The 24177-nt window shown below is 44.5% G+C and carries 19 protein-coding genes; 11 read left to right on the forward strand and 8 right to left on the reverse strand.

The window, feature by feature from the left end; all coding sequences use genetic code 11:
* Genes PATL_RS04265 through PATL_RS04275 form a run of 3 tightly spaced genes read left to right on the forward strand, consistent with a single transcriptional unit; the run spans window position 1 to window position 3462 of the window.
* Entirely contained in the window at window positions 1–1569 is a 1569-nt protein-coding gene (locus PATL_RS04265) for a sodium/sugar symporter (RefSeq protein WP_011573724.1), read from the forward strand.
* A gap of 22 nt (window positions 1570–1591) precedes the next feature.
* Complete coding sequence (locus tag PATL_RS04270) at window positions 1592–2539, forward strand: sugar kinase (RefSeq protein ID WP_011573725.1); 948 nt, start codon at window positions 1592–1594, stop codon at window positions 2537–2539.
* Entirely contained in the window at window positions 2539–3462 is a 924-nt protein-coding gene (locus tag PATL_RS04275; protein WP_011573726.1) for an alpha/beta hydrolase, read from the forward strand. Before PATL_RS04270 ends, PATL_RS04275 begins: the two co-directional genes overlap by 1 nt.
* Window positions 3463–3530: 68 nt before the next feature.
* On the opposite strand, the gene PATL_RS04280 is transcribed toward PATL_RS04275, so the two are convergent.
* A complete protein-coding gene (locus tag PATL_RS04280) occupies window positions 3531–4301 on the reverse strand; it encodes a hypothetical protein (protein WP_011573727.1) in 771 nt (256 codons plus the stop codon).
* 457 nt (window positions 4302–4758) lie between these two features.
* On the opposite strand from PATL_RS04280, the gene PATL_RS04285 reads away from it, so the two are divergent.
* Window positions 4759–7710 (forward strand): Ig-like domain-containing protein, encoded by a 2952-nt coding sequence (locus tag PATL_RS04285; RefSeq protein ID WP_011573728.1) that lies wholly within the window; start codon window positions 4759–4761, stop codon window positions 7708–7710.
* Here the strand turns inward: PATL_RS04285 and PATL_RS04290 are convergent, their stop codons facing one another.
* Window positions 7711–8667 carry an IS110-like element IS492 family transposase gene (locus tag PATL_RS04290; RefSeq protein WP_011573729.1) on the reverse strand — a complete coding sequence of 319 codons (957 nt, stop codon included), beginning with the start codon at window positions 8665–8667 and terminating at the stop codon, window positions 7711–7713.
* A 289-nt stretch (window positions 8668–8956) separates the two neighbouring features.
* On the opposite strand from PATL_RS04290, the gene PATL_RS04295 reads away from it, so the two are divergent.
* Entirely contained in the window at window positions 8957–9172 is a 216-nt protein-coding gene (locus PATL_RS04295) for a hypothetical protein (protein WP_157043389.1), read from the forward strand.
* 550 nt (window positions 9173–9722) lie between these two features.
* On the opposite strand, the gene PATL_RS04300 is transcribed toward PATL_RS04295, so the two are convergent.
* The 3 genes from PATL_RS04300 to PATL_RS04310 form a co-directional block, all read right to left on the reverse strand.
* Window positions 9723–11363 carry a glycoside hydrolase family 43 protein gene (locus tag PATL_RS04300; protein WP_011573731.1) on the reverse strand — a complete coding sequence of 547 codons (1641 nt, stop codon included), beginning with the start codon at window positions 11361–11363 and terminating at the stop codon, window positions 9723–9725.
* Window positions 11364–11484: 121 nt separating this feature from the next.
* Window positions 11485–12339, reverse strand: coding sequence for a family 16 glycosylhydrolase (locus PATL_RS04305; protein ID WP_011573732.1), 855 nt, complete (start codon window positions 12337–12339; stop codon window positions 11485–11487).
* Window positions 12340–12983: 644 nt separating this feature from the next.
* Window positions 12984–14033 carry an aromatic ring-hydroxylating oxygenase subunit alpha gene (locus PATL_RS04310; RefSeq protein WP_011573733.1) on the reverse strand — a complete coding sequence of 350 codons (1050 nt, stop codon included), beginning with the start codon at window positions 14031–14033 and terminating at the stop codon, window positions 12984–12986.
* 262 nt (window positions 14034–14295) lie between these two features.
* Between PATL_RS04310 and PATL_RS04315 the strand changes: the two genes are divergently transcribed.
* Window positions 14296–14991, forward strand: coding sequence for a GntR family transcriptional regulator (locus tag PATL_RS04315; RefSeq protein WP_011573734.1), 696 nt, complete (start codon window positions 14296–14298; stop codon window positions 14989–14991).
* Window positions 14992–15092: 101 nt separating this feature from the next.
* Here PATL_RS04315 and PATL_RS04320 read toward each other — a convergent pair whose 3' ends face one another.
* Window positions 15093–16004: a LysR family transcriptional regulator gene (locus PATL_RS04320; RefSeq protein ID WP_011573735.1), complete on the reverse strand. Its 912-nt coding sequence runs from the start codon at window positions 16002–16004 to the stop codon at window positions 15093–15095.
* Between the two features lie 115 nt (window positions 16005–16119).
* Between PATL_RS04320 and PATL_RS04325 the strand changes: the two genes are divergently transcribed.
* From PATL_RS04325 to fdhA, 4 genes are all read left to right on the forward strand, one after another.
* Window positions 16120–17172 carry an amidohydrolase family protein gene (locus PATL_RS04325; protein WP_011573736.1) on the forward strand — a complete coding sequence of 351 codons (1053 nt, stop codon included), beginning with the start codon at window positions 16120–16122 and terminating at the stop codon, window positions 17170–17172.
* A 199-nt stretch (window positions 17173–17371) separates the two neighbouring features.
* The gene (locus PATL_RS04330) at window positions 17372–18310 is read left to right on the forward strand and encodes a VOC family protein (protein WP_011573737.1); all 939 of its coding nucleotides are present in this window, start codon (window positions 17372–17374) and stop codon (window positions 18308–18310) included.
* Between the two features lie 42 nt (window positions 18311–18352).
* Window positions 18353–19432, forward strand: coding sequence for a fumarylacetoacetate hydrolase family protein (locus tag PATL_RS04335; protein ID WP_011573738.1), 1080 nt, complete (start codon window positions 18353–18355; stop codon window positions 19430–19432).
* 198 nt (window positions 19433–19630) lie between these two features.
* Window positions 19631–20824, forward strand: a complete 1194-nt coding sequence (gene fdhA / locus PATL_RS04340) for a formaldehyde dehydrogenase, glutathione-independent (protein WP_011573739.1) — start codon at window positions 19631–19633, stop codon at window positions 20822–20824.
* Between the two features lie 98 nt (window positions 20825–20922).
* Here fdhA and PATL_RS04345 read toward each other — a convergent pair whose 3' ends face one another.
* On the reverse strand, window positions 20923–21873 hold the full coding sequence (locus PATL_RS04345; RefSeq protein WP_011573740.1) for an AraC family transcriptional regulator: 951 nt from the start codon (window positions 21871–21873) through the stop codon (window positions 20923–20925).
* A 103-nt stretch (window positions 21874–21976) separates the two neighbouring features.
* On the opposite strand from PATL_RS04345, the gene PATL_RS04350 reads away from it, so the two are divergent.
* Window positions 21977–23044, forward strand: coding sequence for an aromatic ring-hydroxylating dioxygenase subunit alpha (locus tag PATL_RS04350; protein WP_011573741.1), 1068 nt, complete (start codon window positions 21977–21979; stop codon window positions 23042–23044).
* A gap of 171 nt (window positions 23045–23215) precedes the next feature.
* Here PATL_RS04350 and PATL_RS04355 read toward each other — a convergent pair whose 3' ends face one another.
* On the reverse strand, window positions 23216–24124 hold the full coding sequence (locus PATL_RS04355; protein WP_011573742.1) for a LysR family transcriptional regulator: 909 nt from the start codon (window positions 24122–24124) through the stop codon (window positions 23216–23218).
* Between the last annotated feature and the right edge of the window lie 53 nt (window positions 24125–24177).

Here is a 24177-nt window from a genome sequence, read left to right on the forward strand (position 1 = left end):
ATGACACTCACACTCGCCCCCTTGGATGTAGGCGTTTTCTTGGCCTACGTATTGGTGCTTCTTGGTATTGCGTTATGGATCTCTCGGGGCGAAAAGTCCCATGAAAGAAACACAAAAGATTACTTCCTTGCGAGTAAATCGCTGCCCTGGTGGGCGATAGGTGCATCGCTAATTGCAGCTAACATCTCAGCTGAACAAATTATTGGTATGTCAGGTTCTGGTTTTGCACTAGGCTTAGGGATCGCGTCTTATGAATGGATGGCGGCTATTACCCTGATTTTGGTAGGAAAATACTTTCTGCCCATTTTTTTGAAGAACGAAATTTACACCATGCCGCAGTATTTGCAGCAGCGTTTTGACGGCAGGGTAAAAACGACCTTAGCCTTATTTTGGTTAGCTGTGTATGTGTTCGTTAACTTGACCTCAGTGCTGTGGTTGGGCGGTTTGGCGATACAAAGCGTGGCAGGTATTGACTGGCTGTATGGCATGCTGTTTCTGGCAGTATTTTCGGTTGCCTACTCCACTTACGGTGGACTGAAAGCGGTGGCCTACACAGATATCATTCAAGTGGTTCTATTGGTATTCGGGGGATTATTGCTTAGCTACCTTGCGTTGCAGCAGATATCCGGTGGTGAAGGGTTAATGAAAGGCTTCGGCATATTAACTGAGAAAGTACCGGGTCACTTTGACATGATACTGAGCCCTGACAACAGTGAGTACATGAATTTACCCGGTATCTCTGTGTTAGTAGGCGGGCTATGGGTGATGAACATAGGTTATTGGGGTTTTAACCAATACATTATTCAACGAGCGTTAGCGGCTAAGAATATTCAAGAAGCACAAAAAGGTATTGCTTTTGCTGCTTATTTAAAATTGTTAATGCCGATAATCGTGGTCTTACCGGGTATTGCTGCCGTGCTGTTATTCCCTGATTTAGACAAGCCCGATCAAGCGTATCCTTCTATGATGTCGTTAATGCCTGTGGGCATAAAAGGGCTTGTTTTTGCCGCGCTAGTAGCGGCGATCATTTCCTCTTTGGCGTCAATGACCAACAGTATCTCCACTATTTTTACCATGGACTTGTATCGTCCCTTAAATGAGGGCAAAGGTGAGCATCACTATGTCAACGTTGGTCGCGTAGCCACCTTAGTTTCGCTGGTGGTGGCTGTGTGCGTCGCTCAACCGCTAATTGGTCAATCAGAGCAAGCATTTCAGTACATTCAAGAATTTACAGGGTTATTTTCCCCTGGTATTACAGTGATTTTCTTAATGGGGATGTTTTGGTCTCGAACCACGTCAACGGCGGCCCTTGCTGCGGCATTGGGATCGGCAGCGTTTTCTGTTCTGATTGCATTGATGTGGCCTAGCTTACCGTTTATGGATCGAATCGGCTTGGTGTTCCTTCTATGTTTAGCTTTGGCTTATGCTGTGTCGTTGTTAGAAGCCGCTCCAGAGGTCAACAAGGGGGTGCAGGTAAAAGACATCAGCTTTAAGACGACTAACGGTTTTACCGCCGCAGCCGTTGGCGTGGTTGTTATTTTAATCGGCCTGTATGCGACTTGGTGGTAGCAAAATATTCAAGGAATATGAGATGAATAAATTACTCTTTGTCGGCGAATGTATGCTCGAACTAAGACGCGATGAAAACGGTCAAGTGCATACTAGTTATGCTGGCGACACATACAACAGTGCGGTTTATGCTAAGCGGACTTGTCCTGAGTCTGAGGTCGCATACTTGAGCGCTGTAGGGGATGATGTGTTTAGCCAACAACTACTGAGTAACATGGCAACGGAGGGCATTGATAGCCATTTGGTTGGATGCAATCACGAACGCAATTTGGGCATTTATTCGATCACCACAGATAACAGCGGAGAGCGCTCCTTCGCATACTGGCGTGAGAATTCAGCTGCAAAAAATATGCTTAAGCAATGTAAAGAAAGCCTGATTGATGACGAAAATTTCGCTCTGATATTTTTTAGCGGAATTACTCTTGCGATCCTAGACCAGCAAGACCGCCAGAAATTATTAAGCATATTGCACAGGGCTAAAAGCAGGGGGGTAACAATAGCATTTGACCCAAACTATCGTGCTCGTTTGTGGGCAGATAAAACGGAAGCAAAGTATTGGCTAGAGCAAGCTTATGCTCTGGCGGATATTGCGCTTCCTGGCTTGGAAGATCATGACGCTCTTTTTCAGCATACCGATGCTCAGCAAGTGCATGACTTTCTTAACCAGTTTGGTGTTCAAGAGCAGGTGATAAAATGTGGAGTACAAGGCACTTATGTCTACGATCTCACTGGAATACAGTATCACCAACCGTTTAAGCCTGCAGCAATCCAGCGCGATACTACAGGCGCGGGTGACTCGTTTGCAGGCGCTTACCTCGTGACCCGATGTGACGGTTTGAATATAGAACAAGCCACTATGCGAGCGTCCGAATTGGCGCGCACTGTAGTGCAGTTTTCAGGCGCAATTGTAGCATCTGAATTAACGACTAACTCATTGTTCAGCGCATTAAGCAATGAAGTAAATAGTTAATGCACCAGGGTAAATTATTAGTATATATCGCCTTTGTACTGTCTTTATTAGGGTGTAATACGATTACCCCAAACTCTATCGTAGATAGCGTAAATTGGTCACATCGTTTTGGGGGCGACTATGATATTGCCTATGGGACATCAGTTTCACAAACGTTAGATATTTATCGACAGGGAGCTTGGCATGGGCCGCCAGATTATTTTGTTCCCCACACAGGCTCTAGACCCACTTTAATTTATATTCACGGTGGGGCCTGGCATGGCGGTAGTAAAGCCGCTTCGGTTTGGTCGATTATGCCATTTGTGCAAAGAGGGTGGACTGTGGTGAATATCGAATATACTACTGGCGCAGGCACTGCTCCTCAAGGTGCGGACGATGTGCTGCTCGCTATGCAATGGCTAGTAAAAAATGCAGAGCGATATGCCATTGATCTCAATAATATTGTTGTATCCGGTGATTCCGCTGGTGGACACTTAGCATTATTGGCGGGATTTATTAATGCTGTACCTAAGCATGCTGCTTACACAGGCGATGAAATGACAGTTAAGGCTGTCATAAATTGGTTTGGTGTAGCAGATATCGCGCAGCTAGACACCTATTTGAAGAGTGCAGGAAACTGGAATTACCCAAGATTGTGGGCAAAGGATGATGTGGCTTTTGAGCGGCTCGTTAAGCAATATTCCCCCATACGATACGTTAATTCACTAACGCCATCGGTACTGAGTATTCATGGTTCATCCGATGAAATCGTGCCTATTGAACAAACTGCGCGTTTACATAAAATACTCGACGAATTTGCGGTCCCCAACCAAGTCACAATCATACCCGATGGCCGACATTTGGGTTTTACTGACGGCCAATTCCAAACGATTTATCGTGATATCTTTGCTTTTTTAGAGTCCGTTGACATTCCGAATCCGTAATTATTAGCAAAGTATGTTACTGAACCATCTGCTATAGGGATATTCAACAGATGGTTATGGGCATCACTTTATTTAGCAATGCCATTACGTTTACCTTGGCGGCGATAACCCATAGCCAAAGAAGCAAATATAAAGGTCAAAGCGAAGCCTGTTGGTTCTGATACATTATTAGTCGTTTCATTCACTGTCGTTAGTACCAATTCAGCGTTCGTCAACGAAGAGAATGCCGCCTCACCGAAGCTATACACGTTTGACTCGTAGAAACCGCCAAAAGACAGGGATTCGCCAGGATCGAGTAAAAATGAAAACGTACCGCTGTCGGTGACCGTTTGGGCGCCCATGTTGATGTCTGAAGAAACAGAAGAGAACAGAAACGCTAGGTTGTTGTCATTGAACAAGGTGATAGTTGAATCTGCGAAGGCGTCATCTACAAAGGGGTCTGAAGCGCTCGCCGAGACTTGTTGAAAAATACGGTAGTCAAATACAAATTCAGCCGTACTGTCTGCACTGCTGTTACTCAGGTTCACATCGAAAAAGTAGCGTACATATTCAAAGTCTACATCAGTATTTTGTGCGCCAAGTGACGAGTTGATAAAAATAGGGTCGTTCAGTACCGCACTCACTGGGTTGTCTCCAGTGACTACGCCATCATTCATTTGGCTACTTTGCGCACCAATCGAAAAGCGGTCTGTCTGCTGGGTATCCAATATAAACGAACTGACATCGTCAAATGCAACCGTGGCATCTGCAGTTGTGCCTAGGGGCAAGATACTCGCCTGCGTTACCGTAGGTAATAGTAAAATTGATAATAAGCCCAAGCGTTTTAGTTTTTTATTCATGATATTTATTTTTTGTATATGAAATTTATTTAGTTATAAATGATCAAGCGTTAGTTATCAAGGTATTTAACATAGTGTTTACATGATAATGATTTACTAAGTGATTGCTGATTGCTGGTATCGCTGACCTTCGTGGCTTTCGATAGTACTGAGTTATCTAGGTAACTGCCGTATTGACGGGTCCTATTTCAGGGTTTTAAAGTATGATATTGAGTTGTGTAGCCTGTGGATAGGTCACTAACATACTGATGCTAGCTTCTCACAAACCAAAGTCACAAACCAAAGTCACAACCCAAAGTCACAAACTAAACTCACACATTAATTGCATACCAAATAAACTAAAAATAGTTGGGTGAAAAACATTTTTAGTAAAGCTCGTTAGGAAAGTTTATTTTTACATGCTAATTTTTATTTGTAATTATTGTAAATCACATGTAAATAAAAATTGAGGTGTTAAATGAAATGGTTTCAGCCTAGTAAGGCGTCACTTGCGATAGCTTTTGGACTCGCTAGTGCAGGGTATGTACATACATCATATGGACAACCAGCAGTCGTGAGCGTTGATTTAAGTAAGCAATTATACGTAGGTGATACCACAGCACTCGATCGCAATAAATTCTTCAATATTCATTCAAGTCCCGGTGAACCCGGCGCCGCTGAACAAGACATGCTTTACATTAAAAATGAGCTCAACGCTCAGTATGGGCGGATCTTTTGGGGGCCAATGGCCCTTAATGGCAGTGCTGATTATCCCGATACTGAACAGGCGATGCTTGACGGTGAACAATCGATTATTAATGCCAAGGCTGGGGCGTTCTATGAATTCGGGACTAATCGTATGGTTGCGACTGAACACCCTAGGAGCGTATTGGCGCCGGGCAACGATCCGGTGGAAGGCGCGCGCTGGGCTGCAGACTACTTTGAGTATTATTTTGAAGATGAAAGGCGTCCACTATTTTATGAACCAATGAATGAGCCCTTTGTCCATGCATCAGATTTCGTTGATGGGCCATGGGATCCCGTCGCTAACGAAGCAGTACAAAGACACATGGCGTCTTGGTTTGCTGAGATAGGTAAAACGTTTGACCAGCGAGGTTTAAATACTAACGTTATCGGGTTTTCTTCAGCGTGGCCGTCTTTCGAGCTGTCAGATTTTTCCCATTGGCAGTCCCGTCAAAAAATGTTTATGGACCTTGCGGGCGACCACATGGATGGTTTTTCCTTTCACTTGTACGATGGTGTCAATGTAGAGGGCCAAGACAATTTCCGTTCTGGCAGTAATGCAGAAGCCATCATTGATATGATTGAAGCATACAGTCATATTAAATGGGGAGAGGTGAAAGACCATGCCGTGACTGAGTACGGAGGGATCATTGATGGCTACCCGCTTGAATACAGTGCTGCAAAAAGTGCGCAGGAATTGCGTTCTTACAACCATATTTTATTCTCGTTATTGGAAAGAGAAGACAGAATACTGACATCGACACCATTCATTACGGGGATATCAAAGTGGTTTTATGATGCGAACAACTTCAACCCCTATTCAGCGACAGTGCTGCGCCCCGATCCAAATAAAATTATCTCAAATAAGGTCAACGGATACTTGCCCACTGAGAAAGCCTACTTTTATAAGTTATGGTCTGATGTGAAGGGCAATCGCGTGGCGGTAGATACGTTAGATCCCGATCTCGCTGTGCAGGCATTCAATTATGGCAGTACGCTGTATTTGGCGTTGAATAACTATGAAGACAGCAGTAAAGACGTTGATTTACGTTTTATTTACCAAGGGAACTCGGTATCACAAGTGCGGGCGAAACGCCTAGATGTGCCGTACGATCAAGCGGCGAACTACACGGATGAAATCCTATCTTCAGCGCCTTCCAGCATTACCATGCAAGGACATGAAACAGTCGTGTTGGAATATGAGTTCGCTCAGCCGATTTCACCGGATGGTATCGTGCGAAAGAGTAGTTATTATGCGCAAACTTATTTACAGCCCATTGTTGAAAACACTGAGTTGGCATTTACCTTCAATGATATTGATGTAGGGCAAAGCTCCATGGGGTTTGCGGATGTATATCAGGGGGTGGAATTTGACCAAGCAGTAGTAGACGCCATTCAAACGAACGAAATTAATCGTTTAACGTCGACCATGCGTAGTTTCGATCGACAACTGACGAACATAATAAACAAACACTCCGATGCATGGCGTGAAAGTGCCGACTTTGCGCGCCTAATACAAAGAGCGGAGCGCTCGGCGACGACAGCTAAAGCCCTGCAATATCATTATGCTATGCATGGGTATAATGCCTCAGAGCGCACGGCCATACTTAAAATGGGTGTGGGTCGCAAACACGATAAATCTAAACAACCAGTGGTGTTAGTTAACGGATACAGAGTTGAGGTGCCTAATGATTGGCGCGGTTACGATCAAACCTCACGTGAAGACTTCTTCGGCGTGATTGAAATCCCCGTGCCAGCTAAATTTTTGAAGGCGAATACCAATATTGAGTTAATATTTCCTGACACTCAAGGGCATGTTAGTTCGTTGATTTTAGAGGTTGATACCCAAGAGCCATTGCAAACTGTTGCGGTGACAGGCCTTGAAATGCAAAAGCCTTATGTCGCCATTAAGAAAGACCGCCCTTATCGTTTGTTTGCCAACGTCATGCCGCAAACGGCCACCAATAAATACCTGCTTTGGCAGTCTAGTGATGAATCTATCGCTACTGTTGAGGATGGCTTAGTCACGCCGATAGCCCCAGGTTTCGTTGACATTAGCGCAATGAGTGAGGATGGCGAGTTTAGTGCTTCCACAAGTGTTGAGGTAAAAGACGAACTGACGGTCAGAAACACCATCGTTATTACTAACGATGTGTCATCAATGGAACCGACAAATAGCATTACCCTTGATATTGATTACTCGACGAGTATCGATCGCGACGTTGCATTTGAGTTGATAGGCCCCCAAGGTAATTGGCTAGGTTTAAGTCGCGTTACCGTGCCAGCGGGAGAGGGCACAACTCAGATCACTCTTAGCTTTGAAGAAACGCTTGCCCCCGGAACGGGCTATAAAATAATAGCTGCCCTGCGTGAAGTAGGCGGGGACTGGAGAACCAGTGTTGATGGTCACACTATCACTGGGGTTGAAATCGCCTCTCCAGATGCCGCACCTGTTCCAGTTGACAATTTGTTAGGGGCAAATGGTGACTTTGAGCAAGGTACATTGGGAGATTGGCAACGCGTGTTTGGTTCAACTGGTGACGTCGACATCAGCCAAGAAGCCGCTTACAACGGTAGCTATGGCATTAAGTTCGACACTGCAAATGGAAGAGCGGGTATTTCACTTGGCGAAAACGTCTTACCAACAGCGCTAATGAAAGCTAACAAGAGACTATGGCGTCAATAGCTAATTTGTAGTCTTCGGCGCTTCCCACATGACCCCGTCTCTGAGCATTGAATTTAAGATAACAACCATCTTTCTAATGCACGCAATAATAGCCACTTTCTTAGGCTTTCCTGCTGCGACTAATCGTTGATATGTTTCCTTAAATACGGGGTTACTTTGTATCGCTGACATCATCGCCATGTACAAAACGGTTCTGACTTGATGTCTGCCACCTTGGATTTTCCGCAACCCTTTATAGCGCCCACTTTCTCGATTCATGGGAGCCACACCGACTAACGCAGAGGCTTGTTTGTTGGTCATGTAACCTAACTCTGGCAGGTTACTGATGATGGAAGCGGAGGCTATTTTTCCTATTCCTTTCATGCTCTGTAAGATGCAATTCTTCGCTTGATAATCAGGACAAGATTCAATGAGCGCGACAATTTTATTCTCGATTTTGGTTATCTGATTCTTAAAGGCAGTGAGAATAGGTTTGATGGTCATGGCGAGTTCTTTTGGTAGAATTTGCAGGCGGTTTTTTTCCATTGTTTGCATGACGAGCAATTGATTTCGCCTTGCAACTAAATCACTCATAGCCTGCATAGTATCTGGTTTTAGTTGAGATAACTTAGGCTGAATAGCTTCACCATAATGAGCAATCAATTGAGCATCTAGTTTGTCTGTTTTAGCTCGCTGACCTATCGCCCCAGCAAAGCGTTTAATGTGAATGGGATTGGCGACAACGAAGGGTAAATTAGCATTTGCACACGCGATAATAAACGGCATTTCTAATCGGCCAGTTGCTTCAATGACGATACGCCCAGGCGAATGCTGTTGGATTTTTTTAATGGCTTCTTTGATACCCTTTTCATCGTTAGAAACAGTGAAATAAATATCGTGAGGGCGGATATAAATATCCAATTGAAACTTGCCCGTATCGACACCGACGTTAACGCTTTGATTTGTTTTTGGATTCATAATAAGCTAACTCTTGCTTGCATAATGCGGGTTGAGACCCAGTAGACTATTCGAGTGTTTTGCTTGGAGTCCTTTGTGGTGTTCTTTCTTGTTATCGGTCTCTCAACTGAGGAGCCATCGCTCAATCGAACTACCACAAAAGAAGGCTTTAGTTGCTGCTAAAGCTTGGGTCTCACTTTACCTCACCCCGATTAAAATCAGGATGATTTACCTGAGTTATTATCCATACAAGAAGTTTAAACTGAGCTTTCAGCTAAAACGCCTGACGTCAGGCGGATGGTCAGGTGGCATGAGTCAGTTTATTAACCAAAACGGTGGCTGGAAAAGCTCAGGGCAGAAGTGGTTCGGTGGCACCCTAACGGGTGAGTGGCAACTGGTAGAAATTGAATTTGATGGGCTAGATTGGCCGGATACGCAAACCTCGTTTGAAGTCAATTTGATGACCTCAGGGCATACTTGGTATGCAGACGATTTTGTATTGGAGGAAGTACCCACAGCGCCTTGACGATAGGTTAACCCTTACCTTATTATTGAGGTAAGGGCGTTAGCGGGTGTTTCGCTATATCGCGCGTCTAATATAAGAGGGCTTTGAATCAAACGAAGCACTGTAGAGAGTTTACGCTATTTAAAACGATCTACAGGCTTCCTGTTATCTGCTCTCATTCTATTCTTTGTTCTTAACTCTTAACTCTTAACTCTTAACTTCTAACTTCCATTCTACATTTTCTATTTCGCACTTTTTTACTACCGCGGATCACTACCGCGAATCAGTTGGCTTAATCATTATTCCAAACGAGGCGTTTTCAGCGTTATCCCTACATACGATTTTCTCGTTTTTAAGCGACGGACAGTGCATCAGTAAGAAGCATGTGTGTCGCAAAAGACATTGCGCTAGCCAAAAGGGGGCTTTAGACAGAGTTGTAAGGGCACGAAGAAAGAACAACGCAAAGTGTTAACAGGACACCGGCGCCTAAACCGACGTTGCTTCTTGAATGTTACGAGCGTCAGGGCGGTTATGGCAATAAAAGCTATGCACCGCCCTGACACCAGGTTTGTTAGTTCTTTTGTGAATACTCGAACCAATTAAATTGTGCTTGAGCTTTGCTGACGAGCCCTGAACTGGTGGCGTACATGCCAACATAGTTACCATTAAATCTTTGAGTTACTTCATCAGACAAGATACTTACGCTTTGAGGCGCACCGATAGGTGCTAACTGGGATTCATTCTGGCCAAAGCTAAATTGAGCCATATTATTATTTACATCAACGCGCATGATAATAGAGTCATGTGTATAAGGTACGCGAGCGATTTCTGTCGCTATTAACTTTCCGTTTTCTGCTCGTTTACTCGTTTTTTGTAACACGAGTTCATTTGCCTGTTTAAGCAGTTGATAATGATTGGTCGACCTTCGGTATAGCACCAACCCTGCTTTTTCATTTTGCTTGGTCGAGGAGAAATTAAGCGCAGTTGAGGCGTGAAAACTATGGTGCTTAATGCGCCTAGCAACGAACGCGGGATTAGCTAAATCTTCGATGCGCTGAGGTGCCAACGCTAAGTGAAGAGCACCAGCCTCTAGCGCGTGCCGTTGCTTGCTAGGGGTACGTAAAAAATTCCACTGTAGCGACAATTCATTAGCATTAAACTCGTCCCGCGCCGCCTCTTGCTGAACAGGTGTCCACGGTAAATTTGGTCTTGGCTGCTCTGGTTGCAGTAATCCTACCCCTGGGTTAAAGATAGGAGTGACACCACTTTCATTTCTACTCATAACCACTTTGGCTAGAAATGTCTCTCGGGAGAGTAGGGTAATGCCTTCTTGTGGGCGTTTGGCAAGTACCACAGACCACCACTGTTCATCTTGGGTTTGCACTAAATCAGCATGGCCGGTTTGAGCAATAGGATAAGTATTTTGTAAATGACGATGGGTTAGCACGGGATTGGCATGATTGGGCACATATGGACCCCAAAGAGACTGGCTATTGAAAACCGTCACGGCGTGAAACTCGTTTGTTCCTCCTTCACCAATCAGTAACATGTATTCGCCATCAATCTTAAATAACCTCGGCCCCTCAGCCCAGCGGGCATTCGCAGCGTGGCCAAAGGTTAATTGCTTTGGTTGGCCCAGCAGGCTGGCTGATTCGATATCAATCTCTTGCATCCAAATACCATTTTTCCCCGGCCACTGTGTTTTGTCTTCCGCTTCTAATAAGCCCGCGCCAAGGTAATAGCTCTTACCGTCCTCCCAATACAATGATGGATCGATGCCTATCGCGCCTTTAAGCCATGTGGGTTTACTCCAAGGACCTGCGGGATCTTTGGCTGTGATAATAAAGTTGCCACCGCAACCTACACAGGTCGTAATAATGTAAAATGTGTTGTCGTGATACCTAATGGTAGGCGCAAAAATACCCAATGAGTCATTTAGTCCTTCTTGTAGGTTCAAATGCGTAGCGTCACTGATGCCATAGCCAACGAGCTCCCAGTTAACGAGATCTTTGCTTTTATGAATAGGCAGGGCTGGGAACCATTCAAACGTTGAGTTCGTCATGTAATAGGTATCACCAGAGCGAGTTATTGAAGGGTCGGGGTAAAACCCAGAAAGGATCGGATTTTTGAAATTATCGGTAGCTGAATAGATCAACGGGCTGAAAGACAGAATAAAAACAAGCAGCGAAAAACGTTTTAGTAGGTTGTTCATGTCAGTATCTCAATAAGGTGTTCGGTTCTAGTGTTATGTTTACTGCAAGGCTAAATTGGCAAATATAGGGGCGAGCAGAGGGTAGTCGATTGAGTATCGACTACGTATTGAATGTTTGCGTTTATCGCCACGCTCTAAAGTAATCAACATGGTAATAGGAGCGTTCTTGTCTCGGCTCGTTATCCCCTGATTGCCAGTCGTACACTAAAATATCGAGAATAACCGGCATATCTACGTCTCCAGGATAATCCGCCGCATTGACGCCACTCTTCCAAATAGTTCGTACTTTTTTACCGTCTACGTAAAAGTAAATGCCAGCGGGCGTTCGCATTACACCATAGGTATGCCAATCCGTGTTTACACCGCCGTTTTCAAGTTGGGCTGCATAGCTGTAGTTTGGAATTTGGTCTACGTTGCCTGTTTGCTGAGTCCATACAAAGTGATGAATATTACTTTTACTTTTGGTTTGGTCATTCCAGCCTACATAGGGGAAATGTTCGTACACATCTATTTCATACTGCTCGCCATTAGCGTTATTGCGGTTAAAAAACCAAAAGCTACTCGCAATATTATTATTAGCAGCTTTGGCTCTCACCTCAAAATAACCGTACTTCAAGGCTTGCTTACTAGAGACAATACCCGTGGTGTGCTTATCGCCAAAGAAATCACCTTGCCTTGCTTCCAGTACAAGATTTCCTTGATGCGTATATGCAAGTGAGTTGCTATAGGTAAAACTGTTATTGCCAAGCCAACCGGTAGGGTGATACCGATTCCACTTTGTAGTATCAGGGGTTTGCCATTGTCCGGCTTGATTAAATTCATCGCTTACGCTCGCATCAAACGTATAGCCTGCGTTATTGATTAACCAATTGCCTTCTCCGTCTACATCAGGCGTAACGGCATGAGAGGCCGTACTGGCGGATAAAAGAATTAGAACCGGAACAGATTTTATTATTTTTCTAAAATTAATTTTCATTCGATACCTTATTTTTAACGTTCAAACTGAATTTTTAGATTTTTTAATTAAGCCCAAAATAATACCCTTTGAGCGGGCATGATTAAAGCATGTGTTAACGTTATTGTAAATCAAATGTGAATCAATTATTTTATTTGTGATTTTAAGGGTGCGCAGATGCATGCAGGCTATAGTTAGATTTTTTCCTCTTTCAGGTAACTGTTTTTTATTTGAAATCGATTTTTAGCATATAAAAATAGACCTGTGTCAGGACTTTTTATAGTGAGTAGGATCCGTTGGTAATAGTGCAAACTCTCTATCGTGGGTTAGTGCTAAAGGGTTGATACCGAAAGGGGGAATCTAATCGTTAGGTTATTTTATTTTAATTAAACTGGACCTGGTATTCTCCTGTGGGGTTTTGAGCTTTGCCAATGTATGCCATCAATCAGTCACAATATGCTGGTGCATCCAGTTCGCTTTTACTCTGTCACATTTATATTATGTGAACTCAACAGCACGAGTTCTGTGGCCTATAGCTTTTGGTTACAGAATCTCTCTGGCCGCCCCGCACAAGGTTAGGTGTGCAGCTAGTGAGTATACACTCACACGAAACGAGCCCTGTGTCAGGGCTGGCGCCCTAACTGGCAAGGCTGACAGTAGCTAGGTTAATTCGCAGAAGCCTGCTCTTGTTTAATCGCGCGCTCAATCATTCTGCGTGCGCGTACTCCACCTGCATCTATATCTAATTTAAGAAGTGTCCTATCGGGGTGACGTAATAGATTTTCTTGTTGTCGCTCTAATACGTCTAAATCCTCGGCAAAGATGGCGCCTTGTCCACTGCGGATTGAATTCGTAAGCTCGCTATCTTGGGGTTTAAAGTCTCTTGCCATCCCCCAAAAATACCAAATGGAATGATCAGATTCGGGTGTGATGAAATCAACCACTATGCTGCTCGCTTTGCATTCTTTGGGCGCTAAGTAACCCCCCTTACCTGCGTGAGCAACCCCCACTTCTATCATAATATGGCTGGGTAAGTTGAAGCGACAGATTTGCCAACGGTCGACAGGAATATCATCGGCTAAATCATTGGCGCGCAAGGCCGATGCCCAAAAAGGCGGTGCCATTACATTGTCCATAAACCGGCTGGTGACAATACTTTCACCATCAACTTTCGTGGTAACGGGCGCTTCATCGATTTCTTTCTGCCCTATGCTGCTGGCGTGTACATAGGTTTCATGGGTTAGGTCCATCAGGTTATCGATCATCAAGCGATAATCACATTTGATATGATATAGCCCACCGCCATAACCCCAGTTTGGATTGTTTGGCCATTCTAGCTTTGGCAGTAAGGATTCATCGGCTAAACTTTTATCGCCCGGCCAAATCCAGATATACCCATAGCGCTCAACGACTGCATAACGTTGTATACAGGGAAAAGCCTGAACACGTTGATTGGGCATTGCCTTAGTAGCACCATCGTCACCCATGCGTAAGCCGTGATAACCACACACTAATTGACCATTTTCGACTTTTCCTAAGGACAAAGGAGCCCCCCTATGAGGGCAAAAATCCTCTAGAGCAACCACCGTTCCATGAGTATTTCGGAAAAACACTAAGGCGATACCGCATATTTTACGAGCGAAGGGGGCCATCGTAATTTCATCTGGTGTACAAGCAACGTACCAAGTATTTAATGGATATTTTTGCACAGACATAAATTTAACCTTTTGTTAACGTTGGATCCATTCTATGCAATTTTAGCGGGCTAAACAATTCAAAATAGCAGTTATTGGATCCAATTTAGTTTTATTATGAGGTAATATATAGAGTGAAAGCGTCTTGTGGGGTGCGTATGCGGCTGACTATAATCTCAATCCCCATGACGATAACAAGATGCCTGTTTGAATTGGATCCAATAAAGGATGATTACGTTTATACTGGGAAAGGTTTTTTAGTGACCCAATACAGGAGAGACAAATGACGCGAGAGGGCCAAGGGATAGTCAGCATTTTGCGAGATAAAATTGTATCAGGCGAATTTCCTGTAGGTGAACGTCTGGCTGAAATTCCTACCGCTGAATTACTGGGTATTTCTAGGACGCCGGTGCGCATCGCATTTCGTGCTTTAGAACAAGAGGGGTTGCTGACCAAATTACCTCGTCGGGGCTATATGGTCAGGAAAATCACGCAGCATGAAATTTTAGGCTCTATTGAAGTTAGGGGCGTGCTAGAAGGGTTAGCGGCTAGGCAAGCAGCGGAAAAGGGCCTAGATGATCCCACCATCGAACAGATGAAACATTGCTTAGTCGAAGGGGATGACTTGTTTAGTAAGGGCTATATAAGCCAGTTGGATATTGAGTCGTATCAGCGTTTAAACAAACGCTTCCATGATTTAATTTTGCAGGCTAGCGGGAATCCTGCTATTCACGCTGCTTTGAAATTAAATGAAAATTTGCCTTTTGCATCCGCCACAGCGCTGGTGTTTAACCCTGCGCAACTTGACCGAGAATTTCGTCGTTTTAATTATGCCCATATGCAACACCATGGGGTATTTGATGCCTTAATTAAACGCCAAGGCGCCCGCTCTGAAGCTATTATGCGCGAACACGCTAACGTGGCTTTAAGTTATGGTGATCTGTGGGATGAACAGGGTAAATATAAGTTGCTTGATTAGATTCCATTCCATAGCAAATTTTAACGCTTCATCGCGATAATAGACGTACTTTATAAGTCGGGGTTACGGCTTATATAAGTGCATTTCAACGACAGGCGCTATTAAGAACGGTCGTTTACAGCGTCAGCGCCATCCTTTATCAAACCAGCTAACCACTGTAACCCCGGATCCAAGTTGCGCACTTTGTGCCATTGCATACCCTCAACAATTTTAGGAAAGGGTTCCCATGTCGAGTGAAGCTTGATTGGATACAGTTTTGCGAAGTGCAGAGCATATCGGCGGTGCATAGTGGCAAGGCGTTTGGTGCCCACTACGGCTTGGCATAATGCGCCGAAATCAGGTAATTGAACTTCTACGCGACGCTTCCAGCCTGCTTGGTTTATATGATTGTCTGCGATTGATGGTCTGCGCTCGAGGCCAAAGCTTGCTACTGCATGCCCACAAGCAAAGAAAGTGTCAGCATCAATGGTATCAAAATTCGCTCCTTGCCAGCTAATGATCACCTCTTCGTCTCGCCAAAGTTCGGTAAATGCGTGTCCGGGCAGGGCAAACCTATCGACGGTTAACAACAAATCGATTTCTGCTCGTTCAAAGCGCTCATTGACTTGCTCATTGGGAGGCACTATTTCAAAGGTAACTGAAGGAGCTAACGATGCTGCTTTGGCAACCACATCAGCCAACAAAATGGTATAGGCGTAATCAGAAACGGATACTACAAAATGACGTGTCGTGGTCAGAGGATTAAAACTACCTGCGCGCGTTATCTCACCTCTTATTTGCAGTAATGCCCGATGCACTGGTTCGGCTAGTGCCTCTGCCTTTGGAGTCAGAAACATACGTCGGCCGCTTTGCACGAGAAGCTCGTCATTGAAGTATTCGCGCAATCTCTTGAGGGCACCGGTAACCGCAGGCTGGCTAAGATGAATACGACGCGCTGCAGCGGAAACGTGTCGCTCTTCAATTAATGCCTCTAGGGCCACCAGCAGGTTTAGGTCTAATCCATCGAATCTCATTTTTGTAACCTATCAGCGTTACTTATTGCTTGCAAGGTTAATTCTGATTGGACGTTTATAGGTCATAGATAGAGAGTAGCGTGATGAGTCGCCATTTTGATAGAAGGTTAGGTGTATGAGTACTGATTGCTGTACAGAGAAAAATGTAATCACGGTGAATAAAAAAGGCACACATTTGGTTGTAGACATTCATTGTCATTTGAATGTAGCGGCAGCTGATAAAATTGTGCAGGCTAAGTATCCGGGCCCACCGCCAGGGATCCATGAATTTTCAAGCCCTCAATCGAATGAGGTGAACAAAGCGCAGTTTTGTACAATCGGTCCGACGCTTAACAATATAAATTTACGTATTGAGGATATGGACAGACTAGGAGTGGACGTGCAAGTGATATCGCCCAATCCTGGCCAGTATTTCTATTACACCGATGCTGAGACAGGTCTGGCAGCAGCCCAGGCCGTTAACAATGGTATTGCTGATGCCGTAAACAGTCATCCTGAACGGTTTGTCGGTATGGGGACGTTACCTATGCAAGATATCCCCTTGGCAATTGCAGAGATGAAACGTTGTGCACTAGAACTTAACCTTCGTGGTATTGAGATCAGTACCAATGTTAATGGTAAAGATTTACATCACGACGAATTGCAGCCTTTTTTTGCTGCCGCTGAACAACTTGGTATTTTACTTTTCATTCACCCTCTTGGTTTTACCCATGCTCACCGAATGAAGGAATACTATTTTAATAACCTCATCGGCAATCCGTTGGAATCAACACTTGCCGTGGGGCATTTGATCTTCGGTGGCGTGTTAGACTGCTACCCAAGTTTGAAAATTTGTGTCGCCCATGGTGGTGGTTATATTCCAGGTTACTGGGGGCGCATGGACCATGGCTGGCGAGCTCGCGCTGATTGCAGTGAACATTGTCAACATCTCCCTTCAAGTTATTTACGCAGACTATGGTTTGATACTTTGGTGTTCGACAAAGAACAGTTGGACTCCTTAGTGCGCACGCACGGTTCAGATCGTCTCTGTCTGGGCAGCGACTATCCATTTGATATGGCTGAGCCTGATCCTGTGGGGTTTCACAGTGAGCTATCTGAAACAGATAAAGCCAAAATTCTCGGCATCAACGCAGCAGAACTACTTGGGCTGACGGTTAAAAGTAGCTAGCTGACCTACAAATAAGAAGAATATTTTCACCCAACCTATAAGTATCACGAATAGCTGGGCGTGTATTTTATCATTGGACGGTAATAGGTTCAGTGCCTATATTCACCCAAAGATTGAGTATATCGCTTTTTCTCATATCGAAATGCGTGCTGAGGTTGAAAAGCTCAATGAATAAATTAATAACAAGTGGAGTAACCCCATGAGGCTAAAAAGCCCCCATCATGTCAAATTTCAAGTGCTGGATTTAGATCAGACAGAAACATTCGCCAAAGATTTCGGTTTATTAACCGTAGAGCGCACAGACCAAAAACTAATTATGCGAACCGGCGGTGGTGATGCCTTTTCATATATCGCTGAAAAAGCAGATACAGCCAGTTTTATTGGGCTTGCTTTCGAAGTTGAAGCCCTTAGCGACCTAGAAGCAGCAGTAACAGAACACGGTGCAAGTGCTATTCGCGAACTAACCACGCCAGGCGGTGGTCAAGCGGTAACCCTGACAGATCCGAATGGTTTTAAAATTGATCTGGTGTATGGAATTGAGCGGGTTTCTCCTGAAACGCCTTACGACCAATTAGTGATGAATGCCCCAGGGCAATACGTTCGTGACGAACGCTTTGAGCCTAAACGACCTATGGCGCCGGCGAAATTATTCCGGTTGGGTCATGTAGGGTTATTTGTACCAAGCTTTGCTCAAAGTTTACCTTGGTATAAAGATGTTCTAGGTCTTATTCCAAGCGATGTATACCACATCCCGGGGCAGCCTCAGGTACAAATTGTTGGTTTCTGTCGCTTGGACAGAGGTGAAGAACTGGTTGATCACCATGTCATTGCATTAATGCAAAGTCAAACAGGTGAAACGGCGTGTCACCATATTAGTTTCGAAGCTCAAGATTTCGAAGCTCAATTTATGACCCATCGCTATTTAGAATCGAAAGAATATGAATTGGTGTGGGGCGTAGGACGTCATCCCCATGGCAGCCACATTTTTGATGTGTGGCGTGACCCAGATCGTAATCGATTTGAAACCTTTTCAGACACCGATCGGTTAAAAGCGAGTGATGGTTCACGCGTACACAACATAGCAGAAGTGGAAATGGATGTGTGGAGTTCTGAGCCACCTGATCGTTATTTTGCATGATCTCAGTGTTCTGCCAACAAACAAAATAAGAGGAATAAATTTATGAGTGCAAATGACTTTATGGCGCAGATGGTAAAACCAGCTGTTGAGCCAGAAAATATAAATTCAGTGACTGGTTTAGTTGAAGGTACATTTGGCATAGGCACCTACCAGGTAGCAGGCGAAGCCGCTTTTCCAGGCTTGGTTTTACCTAATGGCGATGTGCTCGATTTATCTGATCGTTATGCAGATACCCACGCCATTTTTAATGATTGGGACAACGCCTTGATTTGGCTAAAAGAAGTTGCAGCAAAGCAGGAGCGTCCCGCAAAATCCTTAGACAGCTTGAATATCCTGCCTGTTTTAGCGCACCCAAATATGATTTGCGCAGCGTCAAACTATCGTCAACATGTCGCTGAGATGATGACTTTTAACAAATTCAATCAAGATAAGCGTTTACCCGGTGAAGATGACGAGGCGTTCTTCAAGCGTAATTACGAAGAAGTGGATCGCCGCGGACGCGAAGGTATGCCCTACTTTTTTACAGGTTTGCATTCCGCGTTGTGCGGACCAAACGATGATGTTCCTTTACCTTTGATTGGTCAGCAGCCGGACTGGGAATTAGAACTAGGTGTCATAGTGGGTAAAAGCGAGCGTTATGTTCGTCCCGAAGATGCAGATGATCTTATTGCCGCTTACGTAATGGTGAATGATATAGGCACGGTGGATGAGTTCAAACGCGCTGATATCAAGTTCAACTTTGACTGGGTTAGTAAGTTTCAGCCTAACTTCAAGCCATTTGGCCCATTTGCTGTACCAAAAGAATTTGTCGATCGTAATAAGATGCAGATTAAATTAAACGTCAATGGCGAGAAACGTCAAGATTGGCCCGCAGAAGATATGATTTTCTCCCCTGAAAAAGTGCTTTCTCATGCATCGGAGCGCCTTAAGTTAATGCCTGGCGATTTAATGATTATGGGCTCCCCTCCTGGTAACGCTGCAACGCTGGGCGGTTTGTGGCTTAAAGAAGGTGACGTTATGGAAAGCTCTATTACTTATCTTGGGCGTCAACGCAACAACATTGTTAAAGAAGAAACCAACGGACGAACCCCTACCTATGGTCCGTTCAAAACCCAGTGGTAAGGTAAATATTAAATAAAGCGGGTCGTACAAGCCCGCCTTATTTGATGCAGTAAACGCAAATCGAAGCTAGCTCTTTAGTGACCTGAGGCTAATCATTCACAAGGGTAAGCGACTTAACGATTACTTGGAAATTCAGCGTAGTGAAACGTGTTTTATTTTTCAGGTATGACACAAAAATCTTTAATAAAGGTGACTCTCATGAACAAAACAAGTAATCGCGGTGTTGTATACAAAGGCCCAGGCCAGGTGGCTATAGAAAGTATTGCTTTTCCTGAGTTGGCGATTGGTAATCGAAAATGTCAGCACGGCGTGATCCTAGAAGTAGTAACAACCAATATTTGTGGCTCTGATCAGCATATGGTTCGCGGGCGAACCACAGCACCGTCAGGGTTAGTGTTAGGCCATGAAATTACCGGTCGAGTCATCGAGGTGGGTCGAGATGTAGAGTTTATTAAGCCAGGTGATTTGGTTTCAGTGCCATTCAATATTGCCTGTGGTCGCTGTCGCAATTGTAAAGAGGGAAGAACGGGCATTTGCTTAAACGTAAATCCTGCTCGACCTGGCGCCGCTTATGGCTACGTTGATATGGGAGGCTGGGTCGGAGGGCAAACTGAATATGTTATGGTGCCCTATGCTGATTTCAATTTGCTCAAGTTTCCTGATCCTGAACAAGCCATAGAAAAAATCCAAGACTTAACCTTGTTATCTGACATTTTCCCAACTGGATTTCATGGATGCGTAACGGCTGGGGTTGGTCCTGGGTCGACAGTTTACATTGCAGGAGCAGGACCTGTTGGCCTTGCTGCTGCCGCATCTGCTCAGTTGTTAGGCGCGGCATGTGTCATAGTGGGCGACATGATTGAGGAGCGCCTCGCACAAGCTCGTAGCTTTGGCTGCGAGACGATCGATCTAACCCAAGAGGGTGATATGGGGGATAGGATTGAAGCTATCATCGGTGAGCGTGAAGTTGACGCGTTCGTGGATTGTGTGGGCTTTGAAGCACACGCTTGTGGCCACAATCACCATCAGGAATCCCCGGCAACCGTACTCAATTCAGCGATGAAAATGACCCGGGCGGGAGGCCAAATTGGTATTCCTGGACTGTATGTTACAGAAGACCCTGGTGCGGTAGATGATGCTGCGAAGCAGGGAGCGCTAAGTATGCGTTTTGGTTTGGGATGGGCGAAGTCTCATTCGTTTCATACCGGCCAATGCCCAGTGATGAAATATCATCGGGCACTAATGCAATCGATTCTATTCGATAAAGTAAAAATTGCTAAAGCGGTAAATGTGAAAATGATCTCGTTAGATGATGCCCCCAAAGGATATGCTGATTTTGATGGTGGTGCTGCGATGAAGTTCGTCATCGACCCACACGGTAACGCAGCTTAATAAATGTAACCTTAGACATGAACTCGCCTGCCTTGCGCTTGGTGGGCGAGTACTACTTACTATTGTTCGTTATTTGTCTTAATGAAATAACAACGAAGCTAGATTTTTTGCTGTTGTTTTTTGAACTGACTAGGGGACAGACCAAAGCGTTGAATAAATGCTTGCCTAAATGCTCGCTCGGAATGGTATCCAATCATCTCTGTGATTTTACCAATGGAGTGATTCCCTTCTAATAAGTACTGGGCGGCTTTGTGCATTCGACAGTTAATAAGATAATCTATCGGGGATTGGCCAACCAGTGTTTTGAAAATCCTCGCGAAACTTGTGCGAGACATCCCCACCTCTTTCGCCATGGTTGAGACCATAAGTTGTTCTGCGGTTCTGGTATGCATCATTGCTAGTGCTCGGCCAATTCTTGGGTCCGATAATCCACGCATCCAGCTCTCGTGAGGTAAATCCGCCGAGTTTAAATAAGAGCGGACAAACTCACCAAATATCAGGTTAGTAAAATTCATCGCAGTTGCGCTGAAACCCGGCGTATTATGTGATAGCTCTCGTTGACAAAAACCGAATGCGGCTGATAACCAAGTATCCAACTGACTGCCTTTTGAAACAAAAATGTAAGGGGGTAGTAACTTCAACAAAGAGTGATGCGCAGGTTCATCCACCGTGAATGCCAACGAGAGTAATGAACTGCTATCCTCAGTCTCATCGACACTCAAATATATTGGTTTGTCTCGTGTCTCACCAAATTTGGGTAAGCCATTGGCGGCCCATAATGTCTCAAAACTCTTTTGTTCGCTCGCAAGTGAAGCACCAAAACGATGGGCCCTACCACCTAATATCAAAACGGAGTCACCAATGTGCAATTGCCGTGGCGGACAACAGTCTACTTCGATCCAACATTCACCTTCGGTACTGGTAAATATAAAAGCAAAATTGGTTGGCATGGCCGTTAAATGTAAGTGAGTCGAACCGCCTATTTTGAATATGCCGATAGAGTGTGAGAACACATTTAAGGAACAAAGTACGTCACCAAGTAAATCCATAGTGGGAGTATTTAGCCGATAATTAGGTTTTTAGAGTATATATTCATCCAATGTCGGGGGCTAGACTACAGAGAAGATAATGTATTTTAGGAATATCTAAATTATGTACCCCTTCAAATATAAAACATCAATTGTACGTAATCGTTGGTATATGGCGGCGTTTTCTAACGAGATATCACGTGAGCCGATGGAGCGCACGATACACAGTAAACCTGTTCTAATGTATCGAAAAGAAGATGGATCGCCGGTGGCAATGCATGGGCTGTGTCCACATCGGTATTTTTCGCTCGTTAAGGGGCGAGTTGAGGGCGACAATATCGTCTGCGGGTATCATGGTTTTACCTTTGCCGATAATGGCGATTGTATTGATATTCCTTCCCAAGACACCGTTCCGCGTAATTTCTGCCAACCCGTTTATCCCATAGAGGAGCGCGGGCCTATTTGCTGGATATGGATGGGGGACCTAGATACGTGTGACACTGATTTAATTCCTCCCTATCATGATTTTGGTTTAGACAACCCAGATACCTATTACAGTTCTGAAAATTATTTTCATGTGAAAGGTCGCTCTCAGCTATTAGTCGATAATTTAATGGATCTTACCCACCTGCCTTATATTCATCAGCAATTAGGCAAAGGCGGAGATACACTGAAAAAAATCCCGATGGAGACACAGGAGCGTTCCCTAAGTTATAGGGTGCTCAGAAACGGAAAAATGCCATGGAATCCTTTTTTGGAAATAGTCTACGGAAAAGACGCCAAGTTCGAAGGGTTAGCCGACTTTGTGCATTTGAGTGATTTTTATGGCCCAGAATTGGTCAAAACTAGCTTACCCACCATTACCAAGATCCCGGGTAAAGAGGATATACCCAAAGAGTTGGGGCATATGGCCATATTGCACGGACTGACACCTGAGACTGAAACAAGTACGCACTATTTTGGTTTCTCTACGCGAAATTTCCGACAAGGTGATACGGCGCTAGACAAATTTCAGTTTGAGTCTGAAATGCAAGTTAGACAACAAGATGTTGACGCGATTGAAGACATGGAAAAACGCATCGATGCAGCCGCTTTGTTTCAGCGAGAACTGATCGTAGGCGCTGATAAGGCGGCCATTCAGGCGCGAAGAAAAGTTGATGGCATGTTAGCCGCGGAAAATCTTGAGCCATAACAAGAACGAATCTGCGTATGACACGGCTAGGTTGTTAGTTAACGATTTGACTGCATATAAGTGGTCTAACGGGGATAATGCGGCATCTTAGCCAGCACTCAACCCAACTCAAGTTGTTGGGTTGAGTATCCAGCTCTATTCTATTTGTGACGATGGTTTATGTTTATCGGGTTATTCAAACTTGCCGGCACATTCAATAATTTTTTCCCGTAACCATCTGTGCATAGGGTCATTATCCAAAGTAGGGTGCCACATTAAGCTTTCTTTCAAGTTAGGTGGGGAGAAGGGTAACTTGACCGTTTTCACTGCTTCGCGTTGTATGTGCATATCTACAAAGTGTCGAGGTAATATGGCAATTCGATTGGTATTTAACAACGCATAAACCATGGTTGAAAAATCACTGGTGATCACTGCGATCTTGCGGTTTGTTTCCAAGGTATTTATTAACCATTGCTCAATACTTAATAAGCTAACGCGAGCAAAGCCGACCGAAACATGACCCATAGCATTAAATTGCTCGAAGGTGAGTTCGTCACCGACTTCTGTATTGTTTATATCCGCGATACAGACTAATTCATCACTTATCAGCGAAGCACTTGAGTAATTGCTTAAAATGATAGCTTCTGGCGCGACCATCATATCAGCGCCGCCCTTGGATAAAATATTCATTTCGTGGGCAAAAGGCGTCAAGAATTCAAAGGTCACCTTAGGGGCTAGCTTAGCGACTTCTGCCACTACATGGCTCAGTAGAACTTGAATAACATAATCAGAAGCGATGATCTTAAAATGACGCTCACTGTGCTCTGGGTTATTGGCTTTCTTGCCAATGATCGAACCACGTACCGTGGCGAGCACCCCTGCTACCGGCCCCTGTAACTCGAGCGCAAAGGGGGTAGGCTGCATTTTTTTACCAATTTGTACTAATAAATCATCTTCAAAAAATGCCCTCAACCTCGACAATATGCCACTGGTAGCAGATTGTGAGAGATGGAGTCGCTCAGCACTGCGTGTAATATTTTGCTCTTCAATCAAAATGTCTAGTGCGACAAGCAAGTTCAGGTCGAGTTGTTCAAATCTCATACTATCTCTCTCTAAAATACCCAGTAATCACGAACGTCTAGGGCGACAGGTTG

The sequence above is a fragment of the Paraglaciecola sp. T6c genome (assembly GCF_000014225.1).
In the GTDB taxonomy this organism is placed as follows: domain Bacteria; phylum Pseudomonadota; class Gammaproteobacteria; order Enterobacterales; family Alteromonadaceae; genus Paraglaciecola; species Paraglaciecola atlantica_A.

Coding starts and splice junctions, on each gene's coding strand:
- PATL_RS04265 (WP_011573724.1), top strand. CDS start 1: ATGACACTCACACTCGCCCCCTTGGATGTAGGCGTTTTCTTGGCCTAC.
- PATL_RS04270 (WP_011573725.1), top strand. CDS start 1,592: ATGAATAAATTACTCTTTGTCGGCGAATGTATGCTCGAACTAAGACGC.
- PATL_RS04275 (WP_011573726.1), top strand. CDS start 2,539: ATGCACCAGGGTAAATTATTAGTATATATCGCCTTTGTACTGTCTTTA.
- PATL_RS04280 (WP_011573727.1), bottom strand. CDS start 4,301: ATGAATAAAAAACTAAAACGCTTGGGCTTATTATCAATTTTACTATTA.
- PATL_RS04285 (WP_011573728.1), top strand. CDS start 4,759: ATGAAATGGTTTCAGCCTAGTAAGGCGTCACTTGCGATAGCTTTTGGA.
- PATL_RS04290 (WP_011573729.1), bottom strand. CDS start 8,667: ATGAATCCAAAAACAAATCAAAGCGTTAACGTCGGTGTCGATACGGGC.
- PATL_RS04295 (WP_157043389.1), top strand. CDS start 8,957: ATGAGTCAGTTTATTAACCAAAACGGTGGCTGGAAAAGCTCAGGGCAG.
- PATL_RS04300 (WP_011573731.1), bottom strand. CDS start 11,363: ATGAACAACCTACTAAAACGTTTTTCGCTGCTTGTTTTTATTCTGTCT.
- PATL_RS04305 (WP_011573732.1), bottom strand. CDS start 12,339: ATGAAAATTAATTTTAGAAAAATAATAAAATCTGTTCCGGTTCTAATT.
- PATL_RS04310 (WP_011573733.1), bottom strand. CDS start 14,033: ATGTCTGTGCAAAAATATCCATTAAATACTTGGTACGTTGCTTGTACA.
- PATL_RS04315 (WP_011573734.1), top strand. CDS start 14,296: ATGACGCGAGAGGGCCAAGGGATAGTCAGCATTTTGCGAGATAAAATT.
- PATL_RS04320 (WP_011573735.1), bottom strand. CDS start 16,004: ATGAGATTCGATGGATTAGACCTAAACCTGCTGGTGGCCCTAGAGGCA.
- PATL_RS04325 (WP_011573736.1), top strand. CDS start 16,120: ATGAGTACTGATTGCTGTACAGAGAAAAATGTAATCACGGTGAATAAA.
- PATL_RS04330 (WP_011573737.1), top strand. CDS start 17,372: ATGAGGCTAAAAAGCCCCCATCATGTCAAATTTCAAGTGCTGGATTTA.
- PATL_RS04335 (WP_011573738.1), top strand. CDS start 18,353: ATGAGTGCAAATGACTTTATGGCGCAGATGGTAAAACCAGCTGTTGAG.
- fdhA (WP_011573739.1), top strand. CDS start 19,631: ATGAACAAAACAAGTAATCGCGGTGTTGTATACAAAGGCCCAGGCCAG.
- PATL_RS04345 (WP_011573740.1), bottom strand. CDS start 21,873: ATGGATTTACTTGGTGACGTACTTTGTTCCTTAAATGTGTTCTCACAC.
- PATL_RS04350 (WP_011573741.1), top strand. CDS start 21,977: ATGTACCCCTTCAAATATAAAACATCAATTGTACGTAATCGTTGGTAT.
- PATL_RS04355 (WP_011573742.1), bottom strand. CDS start 24,124: ATGAGATTTGAACAACTCGACCTGAACTTGCTTGTCGCACTAGACATT.